The sequence below is a fragment of the Thalassospira alkalitolerans genome (assembly GCF_002115745.1).
GTDB lineage: Bacteria > Pseudomonadota > Alphaproteobacteria > Rhodospirillales > Thalassospiraceae > Thalassospira > Thalassospira alkalitolerans.
Genome location: NZ_JFKB01000010.1, coordinates 139,457 through 163,946, shown reverse-complemented (window position 1 = coordinate 163,946; position 24,490 = coordinate 139,457). Strand labels below are relative to the sequence as shown.

Genomic DNA, 24,490 nt, shown 5'->3' with positions numbered 1-24,490 from the left:
TTCCCCGTCGTGAAAAGGTTCGGCCGCAACAGTGCGACCGAACCAATCGAAGTTACTTCGCGAAAAGGTTTTCGACAATCGGGCGGATTTCATCGGAAACATTCGCAAGTACGGCGGCCTTTGCTTTTTGGGCAAATGCCTGTTTGTCGACCTCGACAAAGGTCATGCCTTTGTCCTGAAGTTCCTTGGTCAGGCGATCTTCATCAGCGGTGAACAGGCCGCGCTCATAGGCTTGGGCGCGTTTGGCAGCTTCCATGACGGCATTTTTGTCGGCATCGGAAAGTTTGCCCCATGTGATGTCCGAAATGGTCAGATAAATCCATGAACGGACATGTTCGGTCTTGTTCACGAATTTCTGAACTTCGTAGAAGCTTGCGGAATCAATCAGCGCCAGCGGATTTTCCTGGGCGTCGATGGTTCCAGCCTGAAGCGAGGTGAAGACCTCGGAAAATGCCATCGGGGTCGGCTGTGCGCCAAGCGATTTCCAGACGTCAACAAACAGCGGCACGTTTGGTACGCGCAGTTTAAGGCCGTTCAGGTCGTCCGGGCTTTTGATCGCACGGCTAGATGTCAGGTTGCGCGGACCACGTGCGAAATAGGCAATCGGACGAATACGGGCTTTTTCAAGGATCTGCTGTTCGATCTTGTCACCGATTTCACCATCGGCGACGGCATCCATGTCTTCCAGGGTCGCGTATGCATAGGGAACGGCAAGAAGGGCGGCCATCGGTGCCCAGTTTTGCAAGGTTTCACCTGTGATCGTCATATCGACAGAGCCAAGCTGCATGCCGTTGATCAGGTCAACTTCCTTGCCGAGTGTTTCGTTGGGGAAAACCTGAACATCGATGCGGCCATCGGTAAGCGATGACAGTTCTTCACCGAATTTAACGGCGGCCTTGTGCCAGGCATTCTGTTCATTGGCAAGATGGCCAAGCTTAAGGGTCATTTCGGCCGCAATGGCAGAATTGCTCATCAGCATGGCTGCAACACCGGCGATTATCAGTTTTTTGGTCGTTTTTATTTTAAGCATCTTTTCCTCCCTGTGTGGTGATGCCTAGGGTGACAACGCGGAATTAGCGTTGTCAAAAAGCTCCGTTCTGGAGCGCGCAATATCGGGCAGCGTATGCAAGATTTCACGAAGGTGTTCGCGCATGGCAGCGCTGGCTGTTTCGGGATCACGGGATGTGATCGCCGCAACAATTCGAATATGCTGTTCGATGATTTCATTCATCGGGAACTGGAAGTAACTGAGATAACGCACCCGGTCGAGCTGGGCGCGAACGTCTTCAACGACTTTCCATGCATAATTCTTGCCAGCAGCCTCGGCGAGGCAACGGTGAAAATCGTGGTCAAGTTTCAGGAACGAACGGGCGTCGCCTTCCATTGCCTTGCGTTGATCGGCAATCAATTGTTCAAGTTGGGCAAGAAAGGCATCGTCGGGTTCTTTTGCGACAAAACGGGCGATGTCGGCTTCGATCGCTTCGCGTACAAAACGCGCATCAAGAACGGCCGCGACCGAAATTTTCCGAACATAGGTGCCGCGCTGTGGGCGGACTTCCAAAAGCCCTTCGTCGGCAAGCTTGATAAATGCCTCGCGAACCGGTTGGCGGCTGACATTATAAGTTTTGGCAAGTTCGGCTTCGGACAGGCGCACGCCAGGCAACAGATCGGTACACACAATCCGTTCGCGAATAATGCGATGGATTTGCGGGCCGACAGCCTGATCTTGCGTGATTTCCCAGTCGTTTTGTTCGGGATCGCCCATCAATCTCTCCTTGCGTTTGTGAGTCATGATGCATACTACCATACTAGTCAACAAAATTATGACATGATACTGTCCATACACGTTATAGTCGGTGTTGCAGACATCACGCCAATACAGAGAGAAACACATGAAACAAACCTGGAGATGGTTCGGACCGAACGACTTGGTCAGCATCGATGATATTTGTCAGGCCGGTGCGCATGGCGTGGTTTCAGCCCTTCACCATGTGCCAAGCGGTGCGGTTTGGACGCCAGATGAAATTGCCAAGCGTCATGCTGAAATCGCGGTCATGAAAGACGGCGGTTCTTCCGGTTTGACCTGGGATGTTGTGGAAAGCCTTCCTGTTTCCGAGGCGATCAAACGTCAGGTTGGTCCATGGCGCGATCACATCGCTGCCTATAAGCAAAGCCTGCGCAATCTGGCCGATTCCGGGATCAGGATTGTTTGCTATAACTTCATGCCGGTTCTTGACTGGACCCGAACGCATCTGAACTGGCGCCTTTCAACCGGCGCAACGTGCATGCGGTTTGATCTGACCGACTTTGTTGCGTTTGATCTTTTCATTCTGAAACGCGATGGCGCGGCAGATGATTATCCCAAGGCCGTGGTCGAGGCTGCAAAAATCAGATTTTCCGAAATGGGTGCGCCGCGCCGTGCGGAACTTGAACGCACGGTGGCATTTGGTTTGCCCGGGTCGGTCGAAAACCTGTCACTTGATGATTTGCGGGCACTTCTTGCGACCTATGCCGATATAGGTGCCGATACATTGCGGGCAAATCTTGTGGCGTTCCTTGAAGAAGTCGTGCCGGTTGCGCGTGATCTTGGCATTCGGATGTGCTGCCACCCTGATGATCCGCCCTTTGCGCTTTTGGGCTTGCCGCGCATCATGTCGACCGAGGCCGATTACACCCATATTATGAACGCGGTTGATCTGCCGGAAAACGGCATCACCCTGTGTTCGGGATCGCTTGGTGTGCATCCGGAAAATGATCTGCCGGGCATGATGGCGCGTTTGGGGGATCGGGTGCATTTCATTCATTTGCGCAATACCAAACGTGAAACCGAAGGCCTGCCGTGCAGTTTCCACGAGGCAGAACACCTTGGTGGCGATACCAATATGGTCGATCTGATCGAACAGATTTTGCGCGAAGAAAAACGCCGCAAGGCAGAAGGCCGCGCAGATTGGAATATCCCGATGCGTCCCGATCATGGTCATGACATTCTTGATGACCTGAACCGCAAGGGGCAGCCGGGCTATCCGGCGATTGGCCGCCTTAAGGGACTGGCTGAATTGCGCGGTGTGATGACCGCACTTTCCGCCCGGATGGATCAGACCGATGATCAAGGCGGGACGGCGAAATGACGGGGCGGACCGTATCTGAGGACATTAACCATCCAAAACTCGGCAATGTCGGGATCGTGCATATTGGCATCGGAGCCTTTCATCGCGCCCATCAGGCGGCCTATACCGATACGGCGATGGCGCAACATGGTGGTGATTGGCACATTATTGGTGTCAGTTTGCGCAGCACCGATATCGTTGATGCGCTCAATGCTCAGGATGGTGCGTTTACCCTGATCGAACGTCACCCGGATGGTCCTCAGGCGCGCAGGATCACCAGCTTGTCATACGCGATTGCGGCGGCCCGTGATGTTGAACCTGTTCTGGCCGCCCTTTCTGATCCCGCGATCCGGATTGTCACCATTACGGTGACGGAAAAGGCCTATGGCATTGATCGTCTTTCCGGCCAGATACAGCAAGATCATCCGGCGATTGCGCATGATCTTGCTCATCCGGACAAGCCATCTGGTTTGATTGGATTGCTGGTTGCGGGGTTGAAACGTCGCAAGGTGGCGGGGCTTTCCCCGTTTACAATTGTTTCCTGTGACAATTTGCCATCAAACGGTGTTTTGCTGTGCAAAGGCGTGATTGATTTTGCGTTACGGATTGATGGGGGGCTTGCGGATTGGATCGCGACCAATGTTTCCTTTCCATCGACCATGGTGGACCGGATTACCCCGGCAGCGACGCAAACCACGCGCGCGGATGCAAAACGTTTGACCGGTGTTGATGATCCGGTTGCCATTGAAACCGAACCGTTTTCGCAATGGGTGATCGAAGATAATTTCCCTAACGGCCGCCCTGTATGGGAAGCTGGTGGGGCGATATTGGTCGATGATGTCGAACCCTATGAACGCATGAAACTTCGTATGCTTAATGGCAGTCATTCGTTGATTGCCTATCTGGGGCAGCTTGGCCGATATCGTTATGTGCGCGATGCGATGGTTGATGATGCTTTTGCGCGTCTTGTTGCGCAGCATATGAAAAATGCTGCTCTGACCATGCCGCCGCTTGCCGGGATCGACTTCGCGCAATATGGCGCTGAACTGGTGGATCGTTTTCATAATCCGGAAATCGCCCATGAAACCCGTCAAATTGCCACGGATGGTACGGAAAAGCTGCCACAGCGAATTTTTACACCGGCAAGTGATTTGACGGTGGGAAGCCCGGCACTTGGTACATTCGCGCTATGTCTTGCGGCCTGGATGGCGGTGATGCGTAATCGTATCAATGATGCTGAACCCGGTAAGGCCGATGACCTGTTAAATGATCCGCGCGGTGGTGAAATCATAAAAGCATTGGGGGGTAAACAGGCGGCTGACGAAATCTATGACAGTCTTGCCATGTTGCCCGGCTGGATGCCAAAAGCACTGCAAAATACGCCGGTTTGGCGGGATGCTGTGATTGCGCGATTGTCACTGTTGCTGGCGGACGGTGCAGATGCTGCGATCAAAAAAGAAATCGCCGTATGACAATGCAACGGTTTGTCGCCATCGGCGAATGCATGATCGAGATGTCGGGTGGTGCTCTGGACCATTGGAAAATGGGCATTGCCGGGGATACGTTGAACACTGCTTGGCATTTTCGCAATGTCAGTTCGTCAGATGAATGGCAGGTGCGCTATGTCACAGCCCTTGGGGATGATCGGTATTCTGATCGCATTGTTAAATTCATTGCTGATGCCAGCATTGACCATGATGCTATTCAGCGATTGCCGGGTAAACGGCCGGGGCTTTATCTGATTGATCAGGAAAAGGGCGATCGCGTTTTCACTTATTGGCGGGAAAATTCTGCTGCGCGGCAAATGGCCGATAATATTGATGAACTGTCATCGGGATTGTGTGATGCAGACGTGATTTACCTGTCTGGCATAACGCTTGCGATTTTGGCACCTGATCGTCGTGCCGCGTTGATTAATTTGTTAACGCAGTTGTCGAAAAATTCCCGCATTGTATTCGATCCCAATATTCGTCCTGCCCTTTGGCAGGATATGGAAACCTGCAAGGAAAACATTTCGGCCGTTGCGGCAATTTCCAACATTATCCTGCCCAGTTTTGATGATGAATCCACTTTGTTTGGGGATCCTTCACCACAGGAAACGGTTCACCGTTATCTTGAACTTGGCGCGGCCGAGGTGGTTGTGAAAAACGGTAAACATCCGTGTTGTTATTCACAGGACGGCAATGTTCACGCGCTTGATACGCCGCCTGTGACACAGGTTGTTGACGCGACCGGTGCGGGGGATTCATTTAACGCGGCCTTTTTGGCCAAACGTCTTGGTGGTGCGGATTGTGCCACGGCAATCATGGCCGGTCAGGCGCTTTCGGCCCGTGTTATTCAGTGCCATGGGGCTATGCTGCCTGTCTGATAAGCATCTGCAGTTTACGCAAGCTGGCATAACAATGCAGGGCGCAAAATTTTATCACTGTGCTGTTGCGTGGAAATTCCAGTAAAGAGAGTGGGGATCAATCCACGCGTGCATAAAAATTAGCAATGATATTGAAAATGATTATCATTACTGATACGTTCCGCCCGTCGCCACTGCGGGGACTTCCGGCCTGTAATCATCTATTGTGATCGTCGGGCAGGACTTCATAGGTAATGATTGAGTGTGGTCATGAGTTTCTGGGGCAATACACTTGCGAAGCTGTTTGAAGATCACCGGCGTCAACTTGTTGCCATGGTTGTGCGCCGCGTGCGTGATCGTGAAATTGCCGCCGAGCTTGTGCAGGATGTCTATGCACGGTTGATGCAATCGGGGGATTGCGGTGCAGAAGAAGCCAATACCAAAGTGCTTTATGCTTCCGTTCGAAATGCCGTGATTGATCATCATCGCAGTACCTATGGCAGGACCCAGGCCATGAACGGTATTTTGCCCAGCCAGCTGTGGCTGTGTGAAACCACATCGCCACAGGAACATGCCGAATCCCGACAGGCACTTTCGGCACTGGATCGTGCCCTTTTGGAGCTGTCGCCAAAGGCGCGCGAGATGTTTATTTTGCATCGCGTAGACGGGATTCCGAATACCAAGCTGGCCAAAAAATACGGCATTTCTGTCAGTGCGGTGGAAAAGCAATTGGCGCGCACCATGCGCCATTGTCAGGAACGGCTGGCAGCCTATCGCAACGACGACTGATAAATTCCCATACGAACTATGAGGATATTTTCGCGTCATCCGTTATTAGATATAGAAAGGGAATTTGGCGGGCCGCATTATTTGCTGCTATGAACGCCAAGCCATAACGGATAAACCGGGACCCCATGCAAGCCGCTTTCGAGCCAACCGACCAGCAAAAGGACGAAGCCGCACTCTGGCATACCAGACGTGCAGGTGGATCTCTGTCGGCGGCACAGGAAGATGAATTTGAAAATTGGCTGAATTCGGATCGCAACAACCGGTTGGCGTTTGACCAGATGCGTGTCCTTTGGGCCCAGATCGAAGATCCGGCAAGACGCCTGTCGACAAATCGACCGAAAATGAGTTTGTCCAGGTTCCGTTCATGGTCTCCGTCTCACAGGTCTTTTGCTGCGATGGCCGGGATGGCCGCCATTGTCGGGGGCATCTTTTTCCTGCAGCCGGATATCATTGGCAATATACAGGCCGATATCGTTACCGATCATACCACGGTTACACCGATTGAATTGCCTGATGGATCGGTTGTGCAATTGGCGGCAAACAGCGCGCTTGCAACTGATTTTGCCAATGGTCATCGTGATGTTGAACTTTTGCGCGGTCAGGCATTTTTCGACGTCGTGCATCGCAACGGTGATCCGTTTCGGGTTCACACTGGTGATGCAACAATCCGCGTTGTTGGCACGCGCTTTAACGTTGATTATCTGTCACACCAAACGATTGTTGTTGTCGAAGACGGTGCTGTTCGTGTTTCCAGCAATCGGGATGCGGATGGTGTTCTTCTGGGCCCCGGGCAACAGGTTGCGGTCAGGGGCGACGCACTTGCCACATCGAAAATCGAAGATGTTAATCTGGCGCTGACCTGGATGAAAGGTCGGCTTAGTGTGCGCAATATGCGGGTTGCTGATCTGATGACCCGTTTGGAAAATTACAGCGACGGCAAGATTGTTGTTGTCGGCAAGATTGCCGGGCGAAGCATTTCAGGCAGTTTCCCGACCACCGATATCGCCGGATCGCTTGAAACCGTGGCCGATGCAATTGGTGCGTCGGTCGTTAAAACCTCACCTTGGCTCACCGTCATTTACTGAGATTGCGAAAAATTCGCAAAAAAGTGCCCGGTGATGTGAGGACTCTTATTTCCCGTTCGTTTGTCCTTATTAGAAGCAGGGGGGGCCTGCCTGAAAGATAAGACGCATATGGAGCGGAAAGTTGGAATTCAAACAGGCAAAAACAAGAACATACTCTCTTATCTCGGCCTTGCTGGTATCAACCGCAATGGTCGTGCCGATGGCATCGGGGGCGATGGCCGCGAATGTGCAAACCGAAATTGCACAGGCAATACATTCATTTGATATTTCGGTTACGACGCTTGCTGATGGTGTCGCCGAGATCGGCGCAGCATCGGGCTGGCGGATCGCCTATACGGTTGATCTTCCGGGAATTGAAGGCACGCGCGTTATCCGCGGTGACATGACGGTTCCTGCTGCAATGGAAATCTTGCTACGTGGTACCGGGCTGTCCTATCGCGAAACCGGTGAAAACGCCCTGATCCTGATTGATCTGGCGGCGGAGGCTGGACAATCTGGCGCCACAATTGTCGACCCGATCCGTGTCGAAGGCGTTGGTGTAAAGTCCGATTTGGCGCCAGCATATGCCGGTGGTCAGGTTGCGACCGGCGGGCGTCTTGGTTTGTTGGGCAATACCGACATCATGGACGCCCCGGTCAGCATCACCAGCTACACCAGTGAAAGAATTGCTGATCAGCAGGCGCAAACGATTGCAGACGTCCTGAAAAATGATCCGTCCGTCAGAACACCAAACAGTGGCGGTGGGATGCTTGATACCTATCAAATTCGCGGGTTCAGCATCAATACAGGGAATTCCGGCGAGATGGCGCTGAACGGTGTTTATGGCGTTGCGCCAACCTATCGCGCACTTTCCGGTTTTGCAGAACGTGTCGAAGTTCTTAAAGGTCCGGCGGCTTTGCTGGGCGGAATGGCGCCAAATAGTGGTGTTGGCGGGGTTATCAATATTGTTCCCAAACGTGCCGGTGACACGGACCTTAATCGGGTTAGTGCCGATTACGGACTTGGCGAACAGGCAGGTGGCAACATTGATTTTAGCCGTCGTTATGGTGAAAACGGCGAGTTTGGGGTTCGTTTTAACGGTGGATACCATAACGGCGATACCTATCTGGATCACCAGACCCGCGAAACATCACTTGGTGCCCTTGCCCTTGATTATCGTGGCGAAGACCTTCGTCTTTCGCTTGATGTTATTGATCAGCGTGAAAACCTGAACGCACCATTCCGTGAATACCGGATTGCGTCGGGAGTGACGATGCCGTCTGCCCCGGATGGCAACAAGAACGTTACCCATGATTGGGAATGGTCGGATGCCGTTGATCAATCCGCGATGTTGCAGGGTGAATACGATCTTGATAACAGCTTCACCCTGTTTGGTAATTTTGGCGGCGGGAAAACCGAAGTCGACCGGTTATTCGGTTATCCGATCATTCGCGGTGCCGATGGCACAATCGAAGATGACAGCCTGTCTTATATGCGGTTCCAGACAGAACGTTGGACGGCGAGCAGTGGCGTCCGTTCCGAATTTGAAACTTTGGACGTCAATCACGAAGTGACCCTTGAGGCCAGCCGGTATCAGGATATCTTTAGTCGCGGGAGTGTGTATTCGGCTACCGATCCATTTTCGAATATCTATGCGCCGGTGGCCAATGCACCGATTGCAGTTGCAGCCCCGGCATCCAAGCCAAAAATCTCTGAAACGGCTATGACCGGTGTGGCATTGGCTGACACCATGTCGGTGTGGGATGATCAGCTTCTTGTAACGCTTGGGGCGCGCCAGCAGCGCGTTGAAACCGATAACTTCAGCGAAACAACCGGTGCTACAACCTCGACCTATGACAAAAGCGTTCTGACGCCCATGGCTGGTATCGTATTCAAACCGGTGGAAAGTGTTTCACTTTACGCCAACTATATTGAAGGTCTCAGCAAGGGGGCGAATGCACCGATCACCGGACAGGCATTGTCGCCTTATGTTGCCGAACAGATCGAAACCGGTGTGAAATTGGACTTTGGTTCATTTGGCGCAACTGCTGCAGTATTCCAAATCACAAAGCCTTTCGCCCAAAATGTAAGCGGCAGTTATAGCAGTGACGGCGAACAGCGGAACCGTGGGTTTGAGCTGAACGTCTTTGGGGAAGTTACGCCGAATGTTCGCTTGCTGGGCGGGGTGATGTTCCTTGATGCGGAACTGACCAAGACCAACAGTACCTCGACCCAAGGAAATCGTGCCATTGGTGCGCCAGAAATGCAGGCGAACCTGACCGCAGAATGGGACACTCCCTTTGTCAAAGGGATGACGCTTAGCGGTACGATTACGCACACTTCCGAACAATATATCGACACTGCCAATACCCAGGATATCCCTGATTGGACGACGCTTGATCTTGGCCTTCGGTATAAAACAACTCTTGCCGAAACGCCGGTTACCTTGCGGGCAACAATTCAGAACGTCACGGACGAGGATTATTGGTCCGGTGTGAACGAATTCAGCATGATTTCAGTTGGTGCCCCGCGTACAGCATTGCTGTCTCTGACTGCCGATTTCTGATGGTGCGGGCGGCATCGATTACAGTGTCGCCCAACCCAATCCGACAATAAAAAAAACGGACATCGAAAAGATGCATTCACTTTACGGGACGGAGCAAATGACATTTTTGTCCAAGGTTAAGGGGGACGGGCAATGCCCTGATCCTGATCCAAGCCGGTTGCCTGCACTGTTGCCGGTTCTTGATCCGGCGGTCCACCGATTGTTGTCGGATGATGGCAACAGATTGGCGACGTTAACCAATCAATACGGGTCGCCGCTTAATATTGTTTTCCCACATATCCTTGGTCAGAACCTTGCGCGGATAGCCAATGCGTTTGACCGGCATGCGGTAAAGTCGAACATTTTTTATGCTGCAAAAGTGAATAAGTCTCATTCGCTTATCTCTGCGGCGGTTTCCTGCGGGATCGGTGTTGATGTTTCAAGCCTGTTTGAGCTTGAAGACGCTTTGGTTTCTGGGTGTGATGGTAGTCTGATTTGTGCGTCGGGGCCGGCTAAACCTACGGATTTTCATCAGAAACTGATCGATGTCGGTGCCCTGATATCGATTGATTCGCTTGAGGAACTTTATGATCTGGTTGCATTAACCGGCAATTGGGAACAGGGACATAGAACCCGTATCCTGCTGCGCTATCGTCCGATCAATGCAAGTGCGAGCAGGTTCGGCCTTGCCCCCGAAGATATGCCTGAAGCATTGCGGTTTGTTGCGCAGCATTCCGGGGATCTTGCGTTTGAAGGTTTCCATTTTCATCTCGGTGGTTATGCCCATGAAAACCGGGTGCAGGCATTTTGCGAGATCACCGAATGGGTGCGGGTTGCCGCTGATCTTGGTCTTTCGGTCTCAATGATTGATATCGGTGGTGGCTTGCCGGTTCGCTACGTTGAACCGGATTCTTATGCTGCCTTTCTGGCTGTCCAGAACGGGGATCATTACCGCAATGGTATCGTGCCGCGTTCTTTCTATCCCTATGGCGGTGCGGTTGATGCCACAGAATGGATCGACAGGTTCCTTTTGGCCGTCGGGCCAGAGGACATGACCGTCGGACAATATCTGCGCGCTACCGGAATTGCTATCGGGTTGGAGCCGGGCCGCAGTCTTGCCGATCAAACGGCGATTTCGGTATTTCGCATTACACGCACTAAAAACCTGCCTGATGGCACATGTGTTCTGTTTGCTGAAGGCAGCAGTTTCAGTGCCTGTGAGACATGGTTCGCGTCTGAATTTCTTGTGGACCCCATCTTGATTTCGGCTGCTGTGCCGGGGCAAGACAATGCTGGTGAAAAGCCGGAAAATGGTCCTGTTCGGGCCTATGTCGCAGGCCATAGCTGCCTCGACGAGGACATCATTTCCAATCGATTGATTTCTTTTACGACCAAGCCGCAAAAGGGCGATTTGCTCGTTTATGGCAATACGGCCGGTTACCAGATGGACCTGTTGGAAAATGAATTCCACCGGGTTCCGATGCCGCGCCGTATTTCCATCAGCGCCGATCTGGCGACAGTTCAACCGGACGATCAAAAGGGAACATCCCGATGATACAGACCAAGGTTACCAATCTGATCGGAAATACCCCGTTGCTGGAACTTCCAGTCGCGGCACCGAATGTCCGTTTCTTGTTGAAGATCGAAAAGAACAATCCCGGCGGCAGCATGAAAGACCGCATGGCACGCAGTATGGTTTTGGCGGCAATCAAAGAGGGGCGTCTGTGCGAAGGCGGGACGATTGTTGAATCCTCATCAGGCAATACAGGCATTGGTCTGGCAATTGTCGCAGCCGAACTGGGGCTGCGTTTCATTGCCGTTGTCGATCATCATGCCGCACCCGATAAATTGGCCGTCATGAGGGCGATGGGGGCCGAACTTCGTTTTGTCGATGGTGAATACGCCGAGGATGAGGTTGCCGTGGTTGAACGGCAACGTCTTGCTGCGGAATTGGGTGCAAATATTCCCGGGGCGATTTTTATGAACCAGTCTGATAACCCGGCCAACCCGGCTGGTTATCAGGGGTTTGTCGATGAACTGATTGCCCAGACCGGTGGCGAAGTTAATGCATTTTGTGGCTGTACCGGAACGGGCGGATCACTGAGCGGTATTGCCCGCGGTCTTAAAAAATTCAATCCGGCGATCCGTACTGTCGGGGTCGAACCAAAAGGATCGATTGTTTTTGGTCAGCCCGGTCATGCCTATTACCAGTCCGGTACCGGCACACCGAAAGGTGACGAAGTTGGCAAGGTTCTTGATTACGATGTGATCGATATCGGGACTCAGGTTGGTGATGCCGAGGCTTTTGAAACCGCACGCTATGTTGCCCAAAATTGTGGCCTTTTGGTTGGCGGGTCTACCGGTGGGGCGATTTATGCAGCATTGGAACATATCCATGCGGGCAAGATTGGCGGCACGGTTGTCTGCACCGTTGCCGATGGCGGCGAGAAATACCTGCACACGGTCTTTGATGAGAAATGGCTTGCTGCGCGTGATTTGCTAAATACTGGCGTGTGGCGTCAACTGGCGCAATGGATGCCGCTGGCGCGACCATATGCGGCACATCCGGAACTTATCGAGGATGTCGCTTAATGGCCATCTCACAGCAGAAATGGCCGATCGTTCTGATTGATCCGCATCGTTTGCGCCGCCACGAAGAACATGTTGCTGCCCATGCAGATGCCCTGCGTAACGTCATATTGGCGGCCGGTATTTGGACAACTCCGATTGTTGTCGAATGGGAAGACCTGATTGTCATGGACGGGCATCATCGCCTGTCTGTTGCTTGTGCTGCGGGATTGTCGCATGTGCCCTGCCTGATGGCAGATTACCGGACGGTCCGGGTCGAAACACGCCGTGCCGATTTTGTCGTGACACCCGATGATATCCGCAAGCGGGCCCGCACCGGGGCACTTTATCCACCCAAAACCACACGTCACCATATTCCCGCTGAATGGAATGCTGCCTGTGCGATTGATCTGGATCTTCTGCGTGTGATGCCGGCCTTGAACTATTCGTTGGCAAATGGCCCCCATCGCGATGTGGATGGGAGGTGTGCGGGATGATTTCACAAACCCAGACGCCGGAACCGCTTCGCGTGGTGATTTGTGGCGGTGGCCGGACCGGACATTTGAATGCTGTGTTGTTCAAACAGCTTCCCGGTGTCGAAGTTCGGCTTCTGACCGGGAATGATGCCGTGGTTGCGGCGCATAATACGGGCACAGGCATTCAGGCACTTCTGCCGGATGGCGGTGACATCAGCGCACGGCTGGATGGTATCAGTTCAAACCCCGGCGACATCATGTCTGATGCGGATATTGTCATTGTGACATTGCCTGCACATGCCCGAATGGACTTGTTGCGCCAGATTGCACCATATCTGCCAACAGATAAGCCGGTTTACGTCGGGGCTATTCCCGGATTTTGCGGTTTTGACTGGCTGGCAGAAAATATTCTGGCTGAGAACGCAAATGTTGTGATTTGGGGCATGAAGGATGTGCCCCATACCGCGTTCGAACTTGACCCGGGCCGGTCGATTCGGATGGGCGGGGCAAAAAGTGTTTTGCATGTCGCAACGCATGATCGTGAAACCGATACTGCGCGTTATGAGCTGGCCGGGCATTTCAAACGGCTTTACGACGCCCCGGTTGTGCTTCTTGACAGTTTTCTTGAAATTACCCTGACACCGGGCAACCCGATCATGCACAGCTCGGTGATTTATGGCCTGATCGGTCCGTTTGGTCAGTGGCATAACCGGACCTTTGCATCGCCGATCTGCTGGTGGTCAGAATGCCCGGAAGTCGGAGCTTATTTCCTGGAACGTTGCGATGCCGAAAGTCAGGCATTATGCAGCAAAATAGAACAGGTTCTGGCGGCGGATCTTTCATCGGTAAGGCCGATTAAGGATGAAATCGTTGATGCCTATGGTGATCAGATTATTGATCGCCACACCATGTTGTCGGTTTTGCGCAGCAATCGGGCCTATGAAGGTATTCGGGCACCGCTTGTCCCCGCCGGACAGAATAAAACCGGCCTGATCATGGACCCGCAAAGTCGGGCTTTTCAGGAAGACGTGGCCTTTGGGCTTGCCCTTTTGGTTGAAATGGGCCGCCGACTGTCCGTCGCCCTGCCGCATATCGAAGAAATATTTGATTGGAGTGTTGCCTATATGGGCGGGCTCAAAGCGTCCTCGCTGGATTACTTTCCGGCGAACTGGCCGATTGAAAGTAACGGATCATGAACAAGAATCTCTTTATTCAGGTCGCAACTGACCCCCTTTCTTCTGATGGTATCGAAAAACAAGCCAATGCCTATGCGCAGGCCAACGCGCTGCGCCGCGTCATTCGTTGCCTGTTTGCCGAGCGGATCATCGATCCTGATCAACTCGTTTTTCTGTCGGATGGTAAAAGTGCTGAATTTATGATGCGTGGCGGCGAGGACATGCTCTGGTTTGAGGACATCGAACACGCACCGGCCAATACCTTTATCAATCATGGCGCCGTCAAATTTCGAAAACCGGACGGAGATTGGCAGTTTATCTCAACCGCAGCCGATCTGATCGATGCGATGTTGCCCGGATTTGATTTTAAACCGGCCGATAGCGGGGCGGAAAACCTTAAACGCGATATTGCCAACAGCATTGAAAATGATGCTCTGGCCCGCATGTTCCGTGCGAAATGGAATGTATCGCTTAAGGATGAGATTACGGCAAGTGGTGCAAATGGTTTGATCGATTATATGCGCCAGAAATTTGATGCACGCGATGCATCGATTATCCTTGATCAATGGGGGTCGCTGGAAGGTCATCCGTTTTATCCAACGTGGAAAACCAAACCGAACCTGACGGTCGGGGAAGTTATGGATCTTTCGCCGGAATTTGCCGCGATTGTTCCTTTGCGTATGGCGGCACTGCGTGCGGATATGGCGCATCTTGAACATATGCCCCATATCATCGACATTCATGAATGGTTTGCCCAAAACCTGCCATCAGTCTATCGCGATTGGAAAGGTGCGCTGGTGGCCCGGGGGCTTTCAAGTGCTGATTGGTTGCCACTGCCAATCCATGGCTGGCATCTTGAACATCATGTAAAAATCCATTTCGCAAACGAGATTGCCGACGGCATCCTGATTGTTGACGGCCCGGATATCGAAACCCGGCCCAGTATGTCGTTCCGAACCATGTTGCCAACCGATCCGCAAAATAGTCCGTTTATTAAATTGCCGGTGGCGATCTGGTTGACCAGTGAATTGCGCAGTCTTCAGGCGAAATCAATCCATATGGGCCCGCGCATCAGCACGGTGATCAGCCAAATCCTTGAAGCCGAAAACGGTTTTGATGAATCGCTTGAAATCTTTACCGAGGATGTTGGCATTCACTATAAACATGCAGTTCGTCAGGATGATGCCGAAGGTAAGCTTTTGTCTGTGATCTTCCGGGCGACCAAGGGGCGTTTGGACCGCAATGATGGCTTGCTGCCGGTAACGGTTGCGGCTCTTTTGACCCGCGCCCCATCGGGCGATGGGCCATTGATTTCCGAAATGGTTGACGGTCCGAATGGCCGTGCAACCACGGCCGAGGTTGTCGATTTTTTCCGTGCCTATGCGCGTGCGGTCATTCATCCAGTCATTCAGATTTATTTGATATATGGCATCGCATTGGAAGCCCATCAGCAAAATGCATCTATCCTGTTTGATGAAAACGGCACACCTGTTCGCATGTTGATCCGTGATTTTGGCGACGGACGAACCTATATGCCATTGCTGAACGAACGCGGATACGATCTGAAATCCTATTATTACAAGGGTATCCTGCCGACGGTGTTTGATGGTGATATTGAACCGGTACGGTCATTTGTGATTGATGCCTGTTTCGTCTGCCACCTGCATGAAATGGCCCTGACGCTGAGCGCGCATTATGGGCTTGATCGCAATATCCTTTGGCAGGTGATGAGGGCGGAAACCGAGCGTGCCTTTGATGCTGCGAAACCGCATCTCAACTCCGCTGTATTCTGGCGGGAAGAGCGGGAAGTTTTCCTGACGCAGGATTGGTCAACACGATCCGTCTTGCGGATGCATATGCAAAAATATGCGGATTATCGTGTTCAGCATCAATTGCCCAATCCGATGGTCATCGAGGCAAAATCCGCATGATGGCAGGGGTGGGACAACCGCTATCAGTTCGCTGGCAGATACATCTTTTGTTTGTCATTCAACTTGTCTCGATGGGTGCAATGGAAATGAGCGGGCCGTTTTGGCCCGTTCATCTGCGTTCGCTTAGCCATTCAGATGGTGTGTTTACCTTTGCCAGTATTGCTGTCTATGTCGGGCCGATGCTGGGCATCATGTTGACCAGTACCTTTTGGGGGCGTCTGGGGGACCGATACGGGCACAAGGCGATGATGATGCGGGCTCTTTTGGGGCTTGCTATCACGCAACTGGCTTTGGCTTATGCCAATGATATCTGGTTGATCCTGATGTTGCGGTTTTTCCAAGGTGCTTGTGCGGGCTATATCGCCCCGGCGCAGGCCTATGGTGTCAGTATCGAAAGTCCGGCCAAACGGGCCAAGCTGTTTGCCTATCTGCAGGTTTCCACCAATGTCGGGTCGCTGGGCGGTGCATTGGTCGGCGGGGTGATCCTTGATCATGCGGCCTTTTTCTGGATCAACTTTTCGGCAGCCATTCTTTGTGCGGCCTGTCTGGTATCTGTCTGGATTTTGTTGCCCGTTGTTGCGCCAAAAGACAGGGCCCGTGCCGCAATCACCAACGCAACACCGGTTGGAAAGGTCAGTATTTTGCGATCCCCCCAGATCGTTTCATTGCTGACCATTTTGGGTGTGTTGCTGTTGGGGCGGATGGTGACCCAGTCGCCATTCTCGATCTATGTGCTGAGCATCTTTGATGTTGGCAACTGGGTTGTCGGGCTTTGCTATGGCCTGCTGGCACTTGGGTTTGTGACATCGGCATCACTTTGGGCGCGCTATTTCGAAGGCCGCACCGCGCGTGACGTGCTGGGCGGGATGTGTCTGGTGATTGCCGGATGTGTTGTGGTCACGCTTCTGGCCGGGTTCACCCGGTCGATTTTTGTTTTTACCGCGATGTATTTTGTTTGGGGTGTGTTGCTGGGCGCGACCACGCCGGTTTTAACAGCCCTTGTATCACGCGCAGCAGGTGATCACCGGCAAGGGCATGTTTTGGGGCTTGCGCAAAGTACGGCGCAATTTGCCTCCATCGCGGGGATCGCGCTTGGCGGCTGGTTCAGTCAGGCTGCCGGACTTTCAAATATCTATTTTCTTGTTGGGTTTGTTTACGCCATGGGGTTGGTTCTGACCGTGTTTGTACGCGCACGTGCGGGGTTTTCAGCCCGGCCCTCTGAAATACCGGGAGAGTAAAAATGATCGTAAAAATGACGTTCCGCCTGATCGCTGCCATCGGCCTTGGTGTGTTATCTGTTCAGGCGGCCTTTGCCGAAATGATTACCGTAACCGATATCGCCGGCCGCGAAGTCAGGGTTAACGCACCGATCCAGCGCGCCGTGCTGGGTGAAGGTCGCCAGCTTTATATGATTGCGGCCCTTGATCGTGAAAATCCGGCCAAACGTATTGTTGGCTGGCGTAAGGATTTGATTGATGCCGATCCGGCAACTTATCAGGCCTATCTGGCAAAATTCCCGGCATTTGGTGATATCCCGGCCTTTGCCGGGTTGGAGCAAAGCCTGATTGATATTGAAACCACAATTGCGCAAAAACCAGATGTTGTGTTTCTGAACCTTGAAACCCAGCAGGCAGTCGATGAAGCCAATTATATTGAAAAGCTTGATGCGCTGGACATTCCGGTGATCTATGTCGATTTTCGTCATGATCCGGAACACAATACCGAGCCGTCCATTCGTCTGTTTGGCAAGTTGTTCGATCAGGAAGCCCGTGCCGAGGAATTCGTTACGTTTCGCGCCAATGAAATCGCCCGTGTAACCGATAAACTGGCACAAATTGATTTGGTCCGGCCCAAGGTGTTTATCGACCGCGCAGCGGGATTTTACGAAGATTGCTGTCATTCGTTTGGCGATGGCAATTTTGGCGCGATGGTTGAAATGGCGGGTGGTGACAATATCGCCAAGGATTTTATTCCGGGTACTTTCGGGCAAATCAATGCTGAACAGGTTCTGATTTCAAGTCCCGATCATGTGATCGTCACCAGTGCGGCATGGGATGCCTATGTGCCGGGTGGCAAATGGGTGCCGGTTGGTCCGGGGGCGGATGCTGATCTGGTCGAAAAGAAGCTGGAATATTATCCGACGCGCCCAGCCTATCTGGGCATTGCTGCGCAAAAAACGCATGCATTCCACGCGGTCTGGCATCAGTTTTACAACAGCCCGTATCAGTTTGTTGCGATCCAGCAGATGGCAAAATGGTTCCACCCCGATCTGTTTGCCGATCTTGATCCGGACGAAACGTTCCGTCAGTTGCATGATCGTTTTCTGCCAATCGATTATCAGCCGGGTTACTTCGCGACATTGGCTGGGGCACAATAGGGTTGGAATAGAAAAAGGCCGGGCTGCTGGGTGGCAGTCCGGCCTTTTGATTTGGCGTATCGGGTTCCCGATATCTTATTTCTTTTGAAGTTTTGCCTGTTCAAGTGACCAGTATTCCATATCAAACAGATCGGCTTCGTTGATTGGCGCGAAGGTGCCGACTTCTTCGGCGGCATTAATGATGCGTGCGGTTTGCTCGCCCAGATCACCAGCAATGCTTGCGGCTTTGTCATTCGTCCCCAAACCGATAAGTCCAAGCCCCTTGATCAGGATCATGCGTGGCCAGGGATCAAGCATGACTTTTTTCTCGGATGCATTTGGCGCATTGCGATCAAAATAGGCCTTGTAACGGGTTTTGTAGTCGTCAAGTGCCGCCAGGATGTCCTCCGCCGAGGCGTCGGCATTCAAGATCAATGGAAACGGTTTGATCCGAATGACGTGATCGGGGGTTGCGGTGCCACGCACGGCAATGGTGTCGAGGGCATCGTTGGTAAGGTACTTTCGGATCGACGGACCGGTGCGGAAATCCATGCCCAGTGACGACGTAAATGGCGAATTGCCCGCGCGGAGTCCGGTTTCGATCCTGCCCGCAAGATCGGCATCAATGGTACCATCGGATTTTTCCGGACCGGGAAGGGTGATGCCGCGGGCGGCAAGATAGTTTTCCGCATCCGTGACGAAATCGATCATCCGGTCATAGGACTGTCGCGCCGTATCACCAAAGGTAAACAGACCATGGTTCTTAAGCCACAACCCCTCGCATTCGGGGAAACGATCAAACAGGTCGGCACCTGCAATTGAAAGATCATAGCCCGGCATGACATAGGGCAGAAACGCAAGGCGATCCCCATAGATTTCGCGCATCAGGTCTTCGGAATTATCCTGATTGGCAAGTGCCAGAACAGCCGTTGAATGAGTATGGTCGACAAAGTCGAATGGAAGATAGGCATGCAGCAATGCTTCGACCGATGGGTTTGGAGCGGACGGATCAAGCAGATTGCTGCGCAGCAATGCGACCATTTCCGGATCGGAAAGTTTTTTGCCTTTGCGGGCATCATGAAGCGGCGCGAGCTTTACAGCCGGAAGTCCAGCTGCCTCGATGGTTTCAAGATCCCAGCCACTGCCTTTGACATGCATGATGGGGGTCCCGTCGGCATCTGTAACCTTGACCGAAGTATTGCCGCCACCGTGCAAGACAAGGTCGGCGACTTTGCCAATGATCCGCGACGTATAAACACGAAGGCCTAATGCCTGGGGTTGGCCGTTTGCACGGGCATCGTTGGCATATTGGGCCGCGTCATTATCGTTCCAGAGGTTTTCCATGGGGCGCTTCCGTAAATTCGATCAAATAATCACAAAAAAGAATGCGGGCACGGCATCCCCCCAGGAACGCCGTGCCCGTTTCGCCAAAGATCAGAAATCGAAGTTATCGATATTGTCTTTGGTAAAGACGGTACGTTTCGGCAGCAGGATGATGCCGTTGCCGTCAGCTTCGTAGTCGTAACCCTGAACACTGTTCGGCGAGACTTCAACAGTGCCGACACCCGGAATATCGAGCGTGTCACCAACATTCATCGGGCCGTTTTCAAGAACATGATTGGCGACATAGACCGAAATCTTGCCCTGTTCGGTTACGTCCCAAAGGCCAAAGCGCTCGACCGTGCCGCGTTTGACATAGGGGCGCATGACATTCGGGGTCGAGAAACCAACAATCGCAACCTTGCCGGCACGATCCAGATTTTCAGCCGCCTGTGCAGATGCCGGAAGGGCATTGGCATCCGGTGCAATGATTGCATCAAGGTCCGGATATGCTTTCAGGATGCTTTCGGCAGTCTGCAGCGATTTCTGTGCATCGTTGTAACCGTACTGGGTGGTGACAACTTCCCATTCCGGGTGTTCAGCCGCGATTTTCGCTTTTGCTGCATTGGCCCAGGCATTCTGGTCGGTCACGGTCGGGCTGGAATAGAAGAAGGCGACTTTGGCCTTTTCCTTTTTGATTCCATCATTGGCCATATCGACCAACAAGCTACCAAGCTGTTCCGGCGTGCCTTGGTTAACATAATAGCTGCGGCATTCCGGTTTGACGTCGCTATCCCAGGTCATGATCAGAACGTCGCGTTTCATGGCGCGGTCAAGTGCCGGGCAAAGGCCATCGGGCGAAACCGACGACAGGATGATTGCGTTATAACCTTGATTGACAAAGTTGTTCACGAATTGAACCTGACCCGAAACACTTGGTTCGGTCGGGCCATCATAGGTCACATCAACGCCAATTTCCTTGCCGGCGGTTGTTGCGCCGTTGCCGCCGCTGGTGAAGAAGCCGACACCAACCAGTTTCGGAATAAAGGCAATCTGGTTTTCAGCATAGGCAGGGGCTGCTGCCAAAAGTGACCCGGCAAGTGCGGCCGCCGTCGTCCATTTAAGAATTCTTCCTGACATTTTTTTCCTCCTCATGATGCTGCGCGTTTTCGGTTCATCGCCATTATCCGCGCAGCGATAAAGTCGGTAAGCACAGCACTTCCGTGGCGCAATGCTACCGCTACGACCAGCAACGCACCTGAGAGCGCGCTGGAAATCTGACTTGGGACACCGCTCATTTGCAGGCCTTGCTGCAAATAACCGATGACAAGGGTGGCCAGCAGGGTGCCGATAATAGACCCCTGTCCGCCATAAATTGATGCGCCGCCCAGGACGGCAGCTGTGATCGCGGGCAACAGTGTTGCCGTGCCAAGATCAACACGGGCCGATCCGAAATAGGACGACAGAACCAGCCCCGCGACGGCGGCAAAAACACCGGTCATGACATAGGTGATGGTCTGGATGGTCCGGATCGGCAGGCCGCTGTATCGGGCGGCATGTTCGCTAAGCCCGCACATGAAGACCGACCGGCCAAAGCGTGAATAATGCAGGATGACAAACAGAATGACCGCTTCGACCAGCAAGACGACGAACGGGGCTGGAAGCCCGGCAAGCTCGAAATAGGCGAACGCGGTAAAGACATCGGGGAAGTTGCCGATCCCTTCATATCCACTGGCGCCGACAACACCCGAAAGAACCGTTGCCGCACCGCCAAACAGATAAAGACTGCCCAGTGTCACAACGAGCGGCTGGATGCGTGACACATGAATAATCGTGGCATTGAACAACCCGGCAGCAGCCCCGGCAACAAGCGATGCCAGAATGGAAATCGGAAGCGGCATGCCAAAGAAGTTCGAAATACCAAAGATGATCGCGCATAAACCAACCGCGGATGCAAAAGACACATCAATGCCGCCTGCGATAATCACGATGGTCAGCGGTAGGGCAACAATGCCGATCTGGGCAAAGTCGCTGGTGCTGTAAAGCAGGTTCGACAGATTAAGGAAACGCGGATTGATCATGCCAAAGATGGCAAATTCAGCGATCAGCATGCAAAGCAGGGCCGTTTCCCAGCGCAAGACAAAACGTTTCATCATTCCCCGGTCTCCTGTGCGCGTGTTCGGGTGTTTTTTTCCGATGCGGGATTTGTGCCGGGGGCTGGGTGCGGGGCCGGGTCATGAACAGCATAGCGTTTCGCCCGGATGGCTTTTTCAACGGCAATGCGGACCCGACCGTCAAGTAACAGCACCAGCAGCAGAACCGCGCCCGCGATAAAGTCATTCCAGAAGGCCGGGATTTTCAGAAACACCAGCGCACTGTCGATGGATGTCAGGAAAATTACCCCAACAAAAATGCCGGGCACTGTGCCGCTTCCGCCCAATAGGCTGACACCACCAAGAACGTTTGCGGCAATCGATTTAAGTTCCAGCCCATTGCCAGCCTGATTGGGGATAAAGCCAATTTGTGCCGCAAAGATGATCCCGGCGATTGCCGCCAGAACGCCTGCGGCAACAAAGGCCGCGATCTGAACCAGTTTCACGGGAATGCCAAGATGGCGTGCGGCCTCGCGGTTATCGCCGACGGCATAAAAATAACGACCAAACCGTGTCTGTCGCGAAAAGGCCCAGACCGCGACAAGTGACATCAGCACAACGACGGTCAGGATTGAAATGCCGATGTCGCCGTTGTTGGCCAGTGCCTTTAAGGGCTGGGGAAGTTCTTCGATCCAGTTGCCACCGGTCAGGATCAGCATAAAACCGCGGAAAAGACCAAGTGTGCCGAGCGTTGCGATGATGGATGGCACATTCAGGATTGTGACCAGAACGCCATTGATCAGTCCGGCAATCGCCCCGGCCAGAAGGCAGACGGCAATTGCACTGCCAAGTCCGTATCCATTGTTTAGCATGATGCCAAGAACAACAGCACTGAGGCCAAGGACAGACCCGCTTGAGACATCAATATTGCGGGTCAGGATCACCAGCATGGTGCCAAGACTGACCGACAACAGCACAAGACTGTTGGACATGATGACGGATGCGGTTGAAAGCGAAAGGTAGCCGGGGGCGGCCATTCCGATCAGAAGGAATGCCAGAACGGTGACAGCGCAAAGGGTTGCAACGCGGTTGCGTGCAAAGAAATCAAGCATTGGGATGGCCCCCGGACTCAAAGGCAAGATGGGCAATGGCATCAACGGTAATGGCGTTACCATCGAGTTCGCCACATTGATGGCCATGCGCCATAACGATGACGCGGTCGGCCAGTTGTTCGATCTCGTCGAAATCCGATGAAATCAAAACCACGCCAAGGCCTTTGTCAGCCAGATCGCGGATCAGGCGGTAAATGTCATTGCGTGCGGCGACGTCGACCCCGCGGGTAGGTTCGTCAAGGATCAGAACGCGGGGATCAGCAGCAAGGCATTTGGCCAAAAGAACTTTCTGCTGGTTGCCCCCGGAAAGGCGTCCGGCTTCTTGATTGCGACCTTCGCACTTGATGCCAAGGCTGGTGCGAAATGCATCAAACGCCGTGGCCTCGGGCCCGGATTTTGGGAAAAAGCCAAGCCGATGCATCGTGTAGCCCGACATGTTCCATGCCAGTGATGCTTCAAGAAACAGGCCGTTTTGTTGCCTGTCTTCTGGCAGGTACACCAGACCGGCATCAACACAGTCACGCGGGGACCGTTTGGTCAGCGCGTTGCCATGAAGTCGTACATCGCCACTTTTGGCGTTACGCAAACCAAAAAGGGTTTCGGCCAGTTCCGACCGCCCGGCGCCAACAACCCCGGCAAGTCCGATTATTTCGCCCGCGCGAACGGTAAAACTGATGTTTCGAAAACCTTCGCCACTGAAACTATCGACATCAAGAACCGTGTCGCGATTATCAAAGCAGATGTCGCGTGCAATGCGGGTCGGCAGTTCTGTTGATTGGGCTGTTTGGGTCATGGCCGCGACAATTTGACGGTCATCATAATCGGTAAGCGGGCCGGACAGAACAATGGCACCATCACGGAGCACGCTGATGACGTCGCAAATTTCACGAATTTCGCGCAGTTTGTGCGAGATAAAGAAAATGCCGACACCTTGTTGCTGTAGCTGGCGGACGCGGTCAAACAGGGCGTTTGCTTCGTGCGGGGTCAGGGCGGATGTCGGTTCATCCAGAATGAGGACGCGGGCTTTGCGAATAAGACCGCGCATGATTTCGACAATCTGGCGATCGGCAATTTCAAGCGTTGCGGCTTGCGCATCCAGATCCAGTGATACGGACAGATCGCGCAGCAATGCCTCTGCCTCATCTCGTAGCGCGCGTGGTTTGGCACGTAAACCAAGGCAAATATTTTCAAGAACGGATTGGTTTGGAAGGATATGTGCTTCCTGTGGAACCAGATACAGGCCGAGTGCCTGGGCCGCCGCAGGTGATGCATATGTCAGCGCGTTGCCATTAATCGTGACCGAGCCTTGGTCCGGATTGACCAGACCGGCAATGGTTTTCATCAGGGTTGATTTCCCCGCACCATTCCCCCCAAGCAGGGCATGTACCTGTCCTGCAAGCAGTTCGATATTGATGCCTTTCAATACCGGGGTTCCGCCATAGGACTTCCAGATGTCCGTTACGCATACCGCGGCACTGATCGGTGTGTTTCGTTCCATCCCTGAGCCTGTTCATTTGTTATTATGAAAAACATATGATCATATGAGTCAGGTTGCGTCAATATCATTGATTCAAGATTTGTTCCGGTGTTTCGCGTCAGTAATTGGC

General features: G+C 53.0%; 20 protein-coding genes. 13 read left to right on the top strand and 7 right to left on the bottom strand.

Annotated features, from left to right (window positions below; all coding sequences use genetic code 11):
• Nucleotides 1-52 precede the first annotated feature (52 nt).
• Both TALK_RS15355 and TALK_RS15350 read right to left on the bottom strand, forming a co-directional pair.
• Nucleotides 53-1,030 carry a TRAP transporter substrate-binding protein gene (locus TALK_RS15355; protein WP_085620018.1) on the bottom strand — a complete coding sequence of 326 codons (978 nt, stop codon included), beginning with the start codon at nt 1,028-1,030 and terminating at the stop codon, nt 53-55.
• A 24-nt stretch (nt 1,031-1,054) separates the two neighbouring features.
• Nucleotides 1,055-1,765, bottom strand: coding sequence for a GntR family transcriptional regulator (locus TALK_RS15350; RefSeq protein ID WP_085620017.1), 711 nt, complete (start codon nt 1,763-1,765; stop codon nt 1,055-1,057).
• Between the two features lie 127 nt (nt 1,766-1,892).
• On the opposite strand from TALK_RS15350, the gene uxuA reads away from it, so the two are divergent.
• From uxuA to TALK_RS15285, 13 genes are all read left to right on the top strand, one after another.
• Nucleotides 1,893-3,128: a mannonate dehydratase gene (uxuA, locus tag TALK_RS15345; protein ID WP_085620016.1), complete on the top strand. Its 1,236-nt coding sequence runs from the start codon at nt 1,893-1,895 to the stop codon at nt 3,126-3,128.
• The gene (locus TALK_RS15340; RefSeq protein ID WP_085620015.1) at nt 3,125-4,579 is read left to right on the top strand and encodes a mannitol dehydrogenase family protein; all 1,455 of its coding nucleotides are present in this window, start codon (nt 3,125-3,127) and stop codon (nt 4,577-4,579) included. The genes uxuA and TALK_RS15340 overlap by 4 nt, the downstream gene beginning before the upstream one ends.
• Complete coding sequence (locus tag TALK_RS15335) at nt 4,576-5,475, top strand: sugar kinase (protein ID WP_085620014.1); 900 nt, start codon at nt 4,576-4,578, stop codon at nt 5,473-5,475. Before TALK_RS15340 ends, TALK_RS15335 begins: the two co-directional genes overlap by 4 nt.
• Nucleotides 5,476-5,724: 249 nt before the next feature.
• Nucleotides 5,725-6,243 carry an RNA polymerase sigma factor gene (locus TALK_RS15330; RefSeq protein WP_085620013.1) on the top strand — a complete coding sequence of 173 codons (519 nt, stop codon included), beginning with the start codon at nt 5,725-5,727 and terminating at the stop codon, nt 6,241-6,243.
• A gap of 125 nt (nt 6,244-6,368) precedes the next feature.
• The gene (locus TALK_RS15325) at nt 6,369-7,328 is read left to right on the top strand and encodes a FecR family protein (RefSeq protein WP_085620012.1); all 960 of its coding nucleotides are present in this window, start codon (nt 6,369-6,371) and stop codon (nt 7,326-7,328) included.
• Between the two features lie 121 nt (nt 7,329-7,449).
• Nucleotides 7,450-9,873, top strand: a complete 2,424-nt coding sequence (locus TALK_RS15320) for a TonB-dependent receptor (protein WP_085620011.1) — start codon at nt 7,450-7,452, stop codon at nt 9,871-9,873.
• A 97-nt stretch (nt 9,874-9,970) separates the two neighbouring features.
• Entirely contained in the window at nt 9,971-11,407 is a 1,437-nt protein-coding gene (locus tag TALK_RS15315) for an alanine racemase (protein WP_085620010.1), read from the top strand.
• Nucleotides 11,404-12,444 (top strand): PLP-dependent cysteine synthase family protein, encoded by a 1,041-nt coding sequence (locus TALK_RS15310; protein WP_085620009.1) that lies wholly within the window; start codon nt 11,404-11,406, stop codon nt 12,442-12,444. Before TALK_RS15315 ends, TALK_RS15310 begins: the two co-directional genes overlap by 4 nt.
• Nucleotides 12,444-12,917: a ParB N-terminal domain-containing protein gene (locus TALK_RS15305; RefSeq protein WP_169715047.1), complete on the top strand. Its 474-nt coding sequence runs from the start codon at nt 12,444-12,446 to the stop codon at nt 12,915-12,917. The genes TALK_RS15310 and TALK_RS15305 overlap by 1 nt, the downstream gene beginning before the upstream one ends.
• The gene (locus TALK_RS15300; protein ID WP_085620007.1) at nt 12,914-14,092 is read left to right on the top strand and encodes an NAD/NADP octopine/nopaline dehydrogenase family protein; all 1,179 of its coding nucleotides are present in this window, start codon (nt 12,914-12,916) and stop codon (nt 14,090-14,092) included. The genes TALK_RS15305 and TALK_RS15300 overlap by 4 nt, the downstream gene beginning before the upstream one ends.
• Nucleotides 14,089-16,002, top strand: a complete 1,914-nt coding sequence (locus TALK_RS15295) for an IucA/IucC family protein (protein WP_085620006.1) — start codon at nt 14,089-14,091, stop codon at nt 16,000-16,002. Before TALK_RS15300 ends, TALK_RS15295 begins: the two co-directional genes overlap by 4 nt.
• Complete coding sequence (locus tag TALK_RS15290; protein WP_169715046.1) at nt 15,999-17,240, top strand: MFS transporter; 1,242 nt, start codon at nt 15,999-16,001, stop codon at nt 17,238-17,240. Before TALK_RS15295 ends, TALK_RS15290 begins: the two co-directional genes overlap by 4 nt.
• Before the next feature lie 2 nt (nt 17,241-17,242).
• Entirely contained in the window at nt 17,243-18,379 is a 1,137-nt protein-coding gene (locus TALK_RS15285) for an ABC transporter substrate-binding protein (protein ID WP_085620005.1), read from the top strand.
• Between the two features lie 75 nt (nt 18,380-18,454).
• Here TALK_RS15285 and TALK_RS15280 read toward each other — a convergent pair whose 3' ends face one another.
• The 5 genes from TALK_RS15280 to lsrA form a co-directional block, all read right to left on the bottom strand.
• Nucleotides 18,455-19,702 carry a class II aldolase gene (locus tag TALK_RS15280; protein WP_085620004.1) on the bottom strand — a complete coding sequence of 416 codons (1,248 nt, stop codon included), beginning with the start codon at nt 19,700-19,702 and terminating at the stop codon, nt 18,455-18,457.
• 90 nt (nt 19,703-19,792) lie between these two features.
• Nucleotides 19,793-20,818, bottom strand: a complete 1,026-nt coding sequence (gene lsrB / locus TALK_RS15275) for an autoinducer 2 ABC transporter substrate-binding protein LsrB (RefSeq protein WP_085620003.1) — start codon at nt 20,816-20,818, stop codon at nt 19,793-19,795.
• Nucleotides 20,819-20,829: 11 nt separating this feature from the next.
• The gene (locus TALK_RS15270; RefSeq protein WP_211274831.1) at nt 20,830-21,834 is read right to left on the bottom strand and encodes an ABC transporter permease subunit; all 1,005 of its coding nucleotides are present in this window, start codon (nt 21,832-21,834) and stop codon (nt 20,830-20,832) included.
• Entirely contained in the window at nt 21,831-22,883 is a 1,053-nt protein-coding gene (gene lsrC / locus TALK_RS15265; protein ID WP_085620002.1) for an autoinducer 2 ABC transporter permease LsrC, read from the bottom strand. Before lsrC ends, TALK_RS15270 begins: the two co-directional genes overlap by 4 nt.
• Nucleotides 22,876-24,381 (bottom strand): autoinducer 2 ABC transporter ATP-binding protein LsrA, encoded by a 1,506-nt coding sequence (gene lsrA, locus TALK_RS15260; protein ID WP_085620001.1) that lies wholly within the window; start codon nt 24,379-24,381, stop codon nt 22,876-22,878. Before lsrA ends, lsrC begins: the two co-directional genes overlap by 8 nt.
• Nucleotides 24,382-24,490 lie beyond the last annotated feature (109 nt).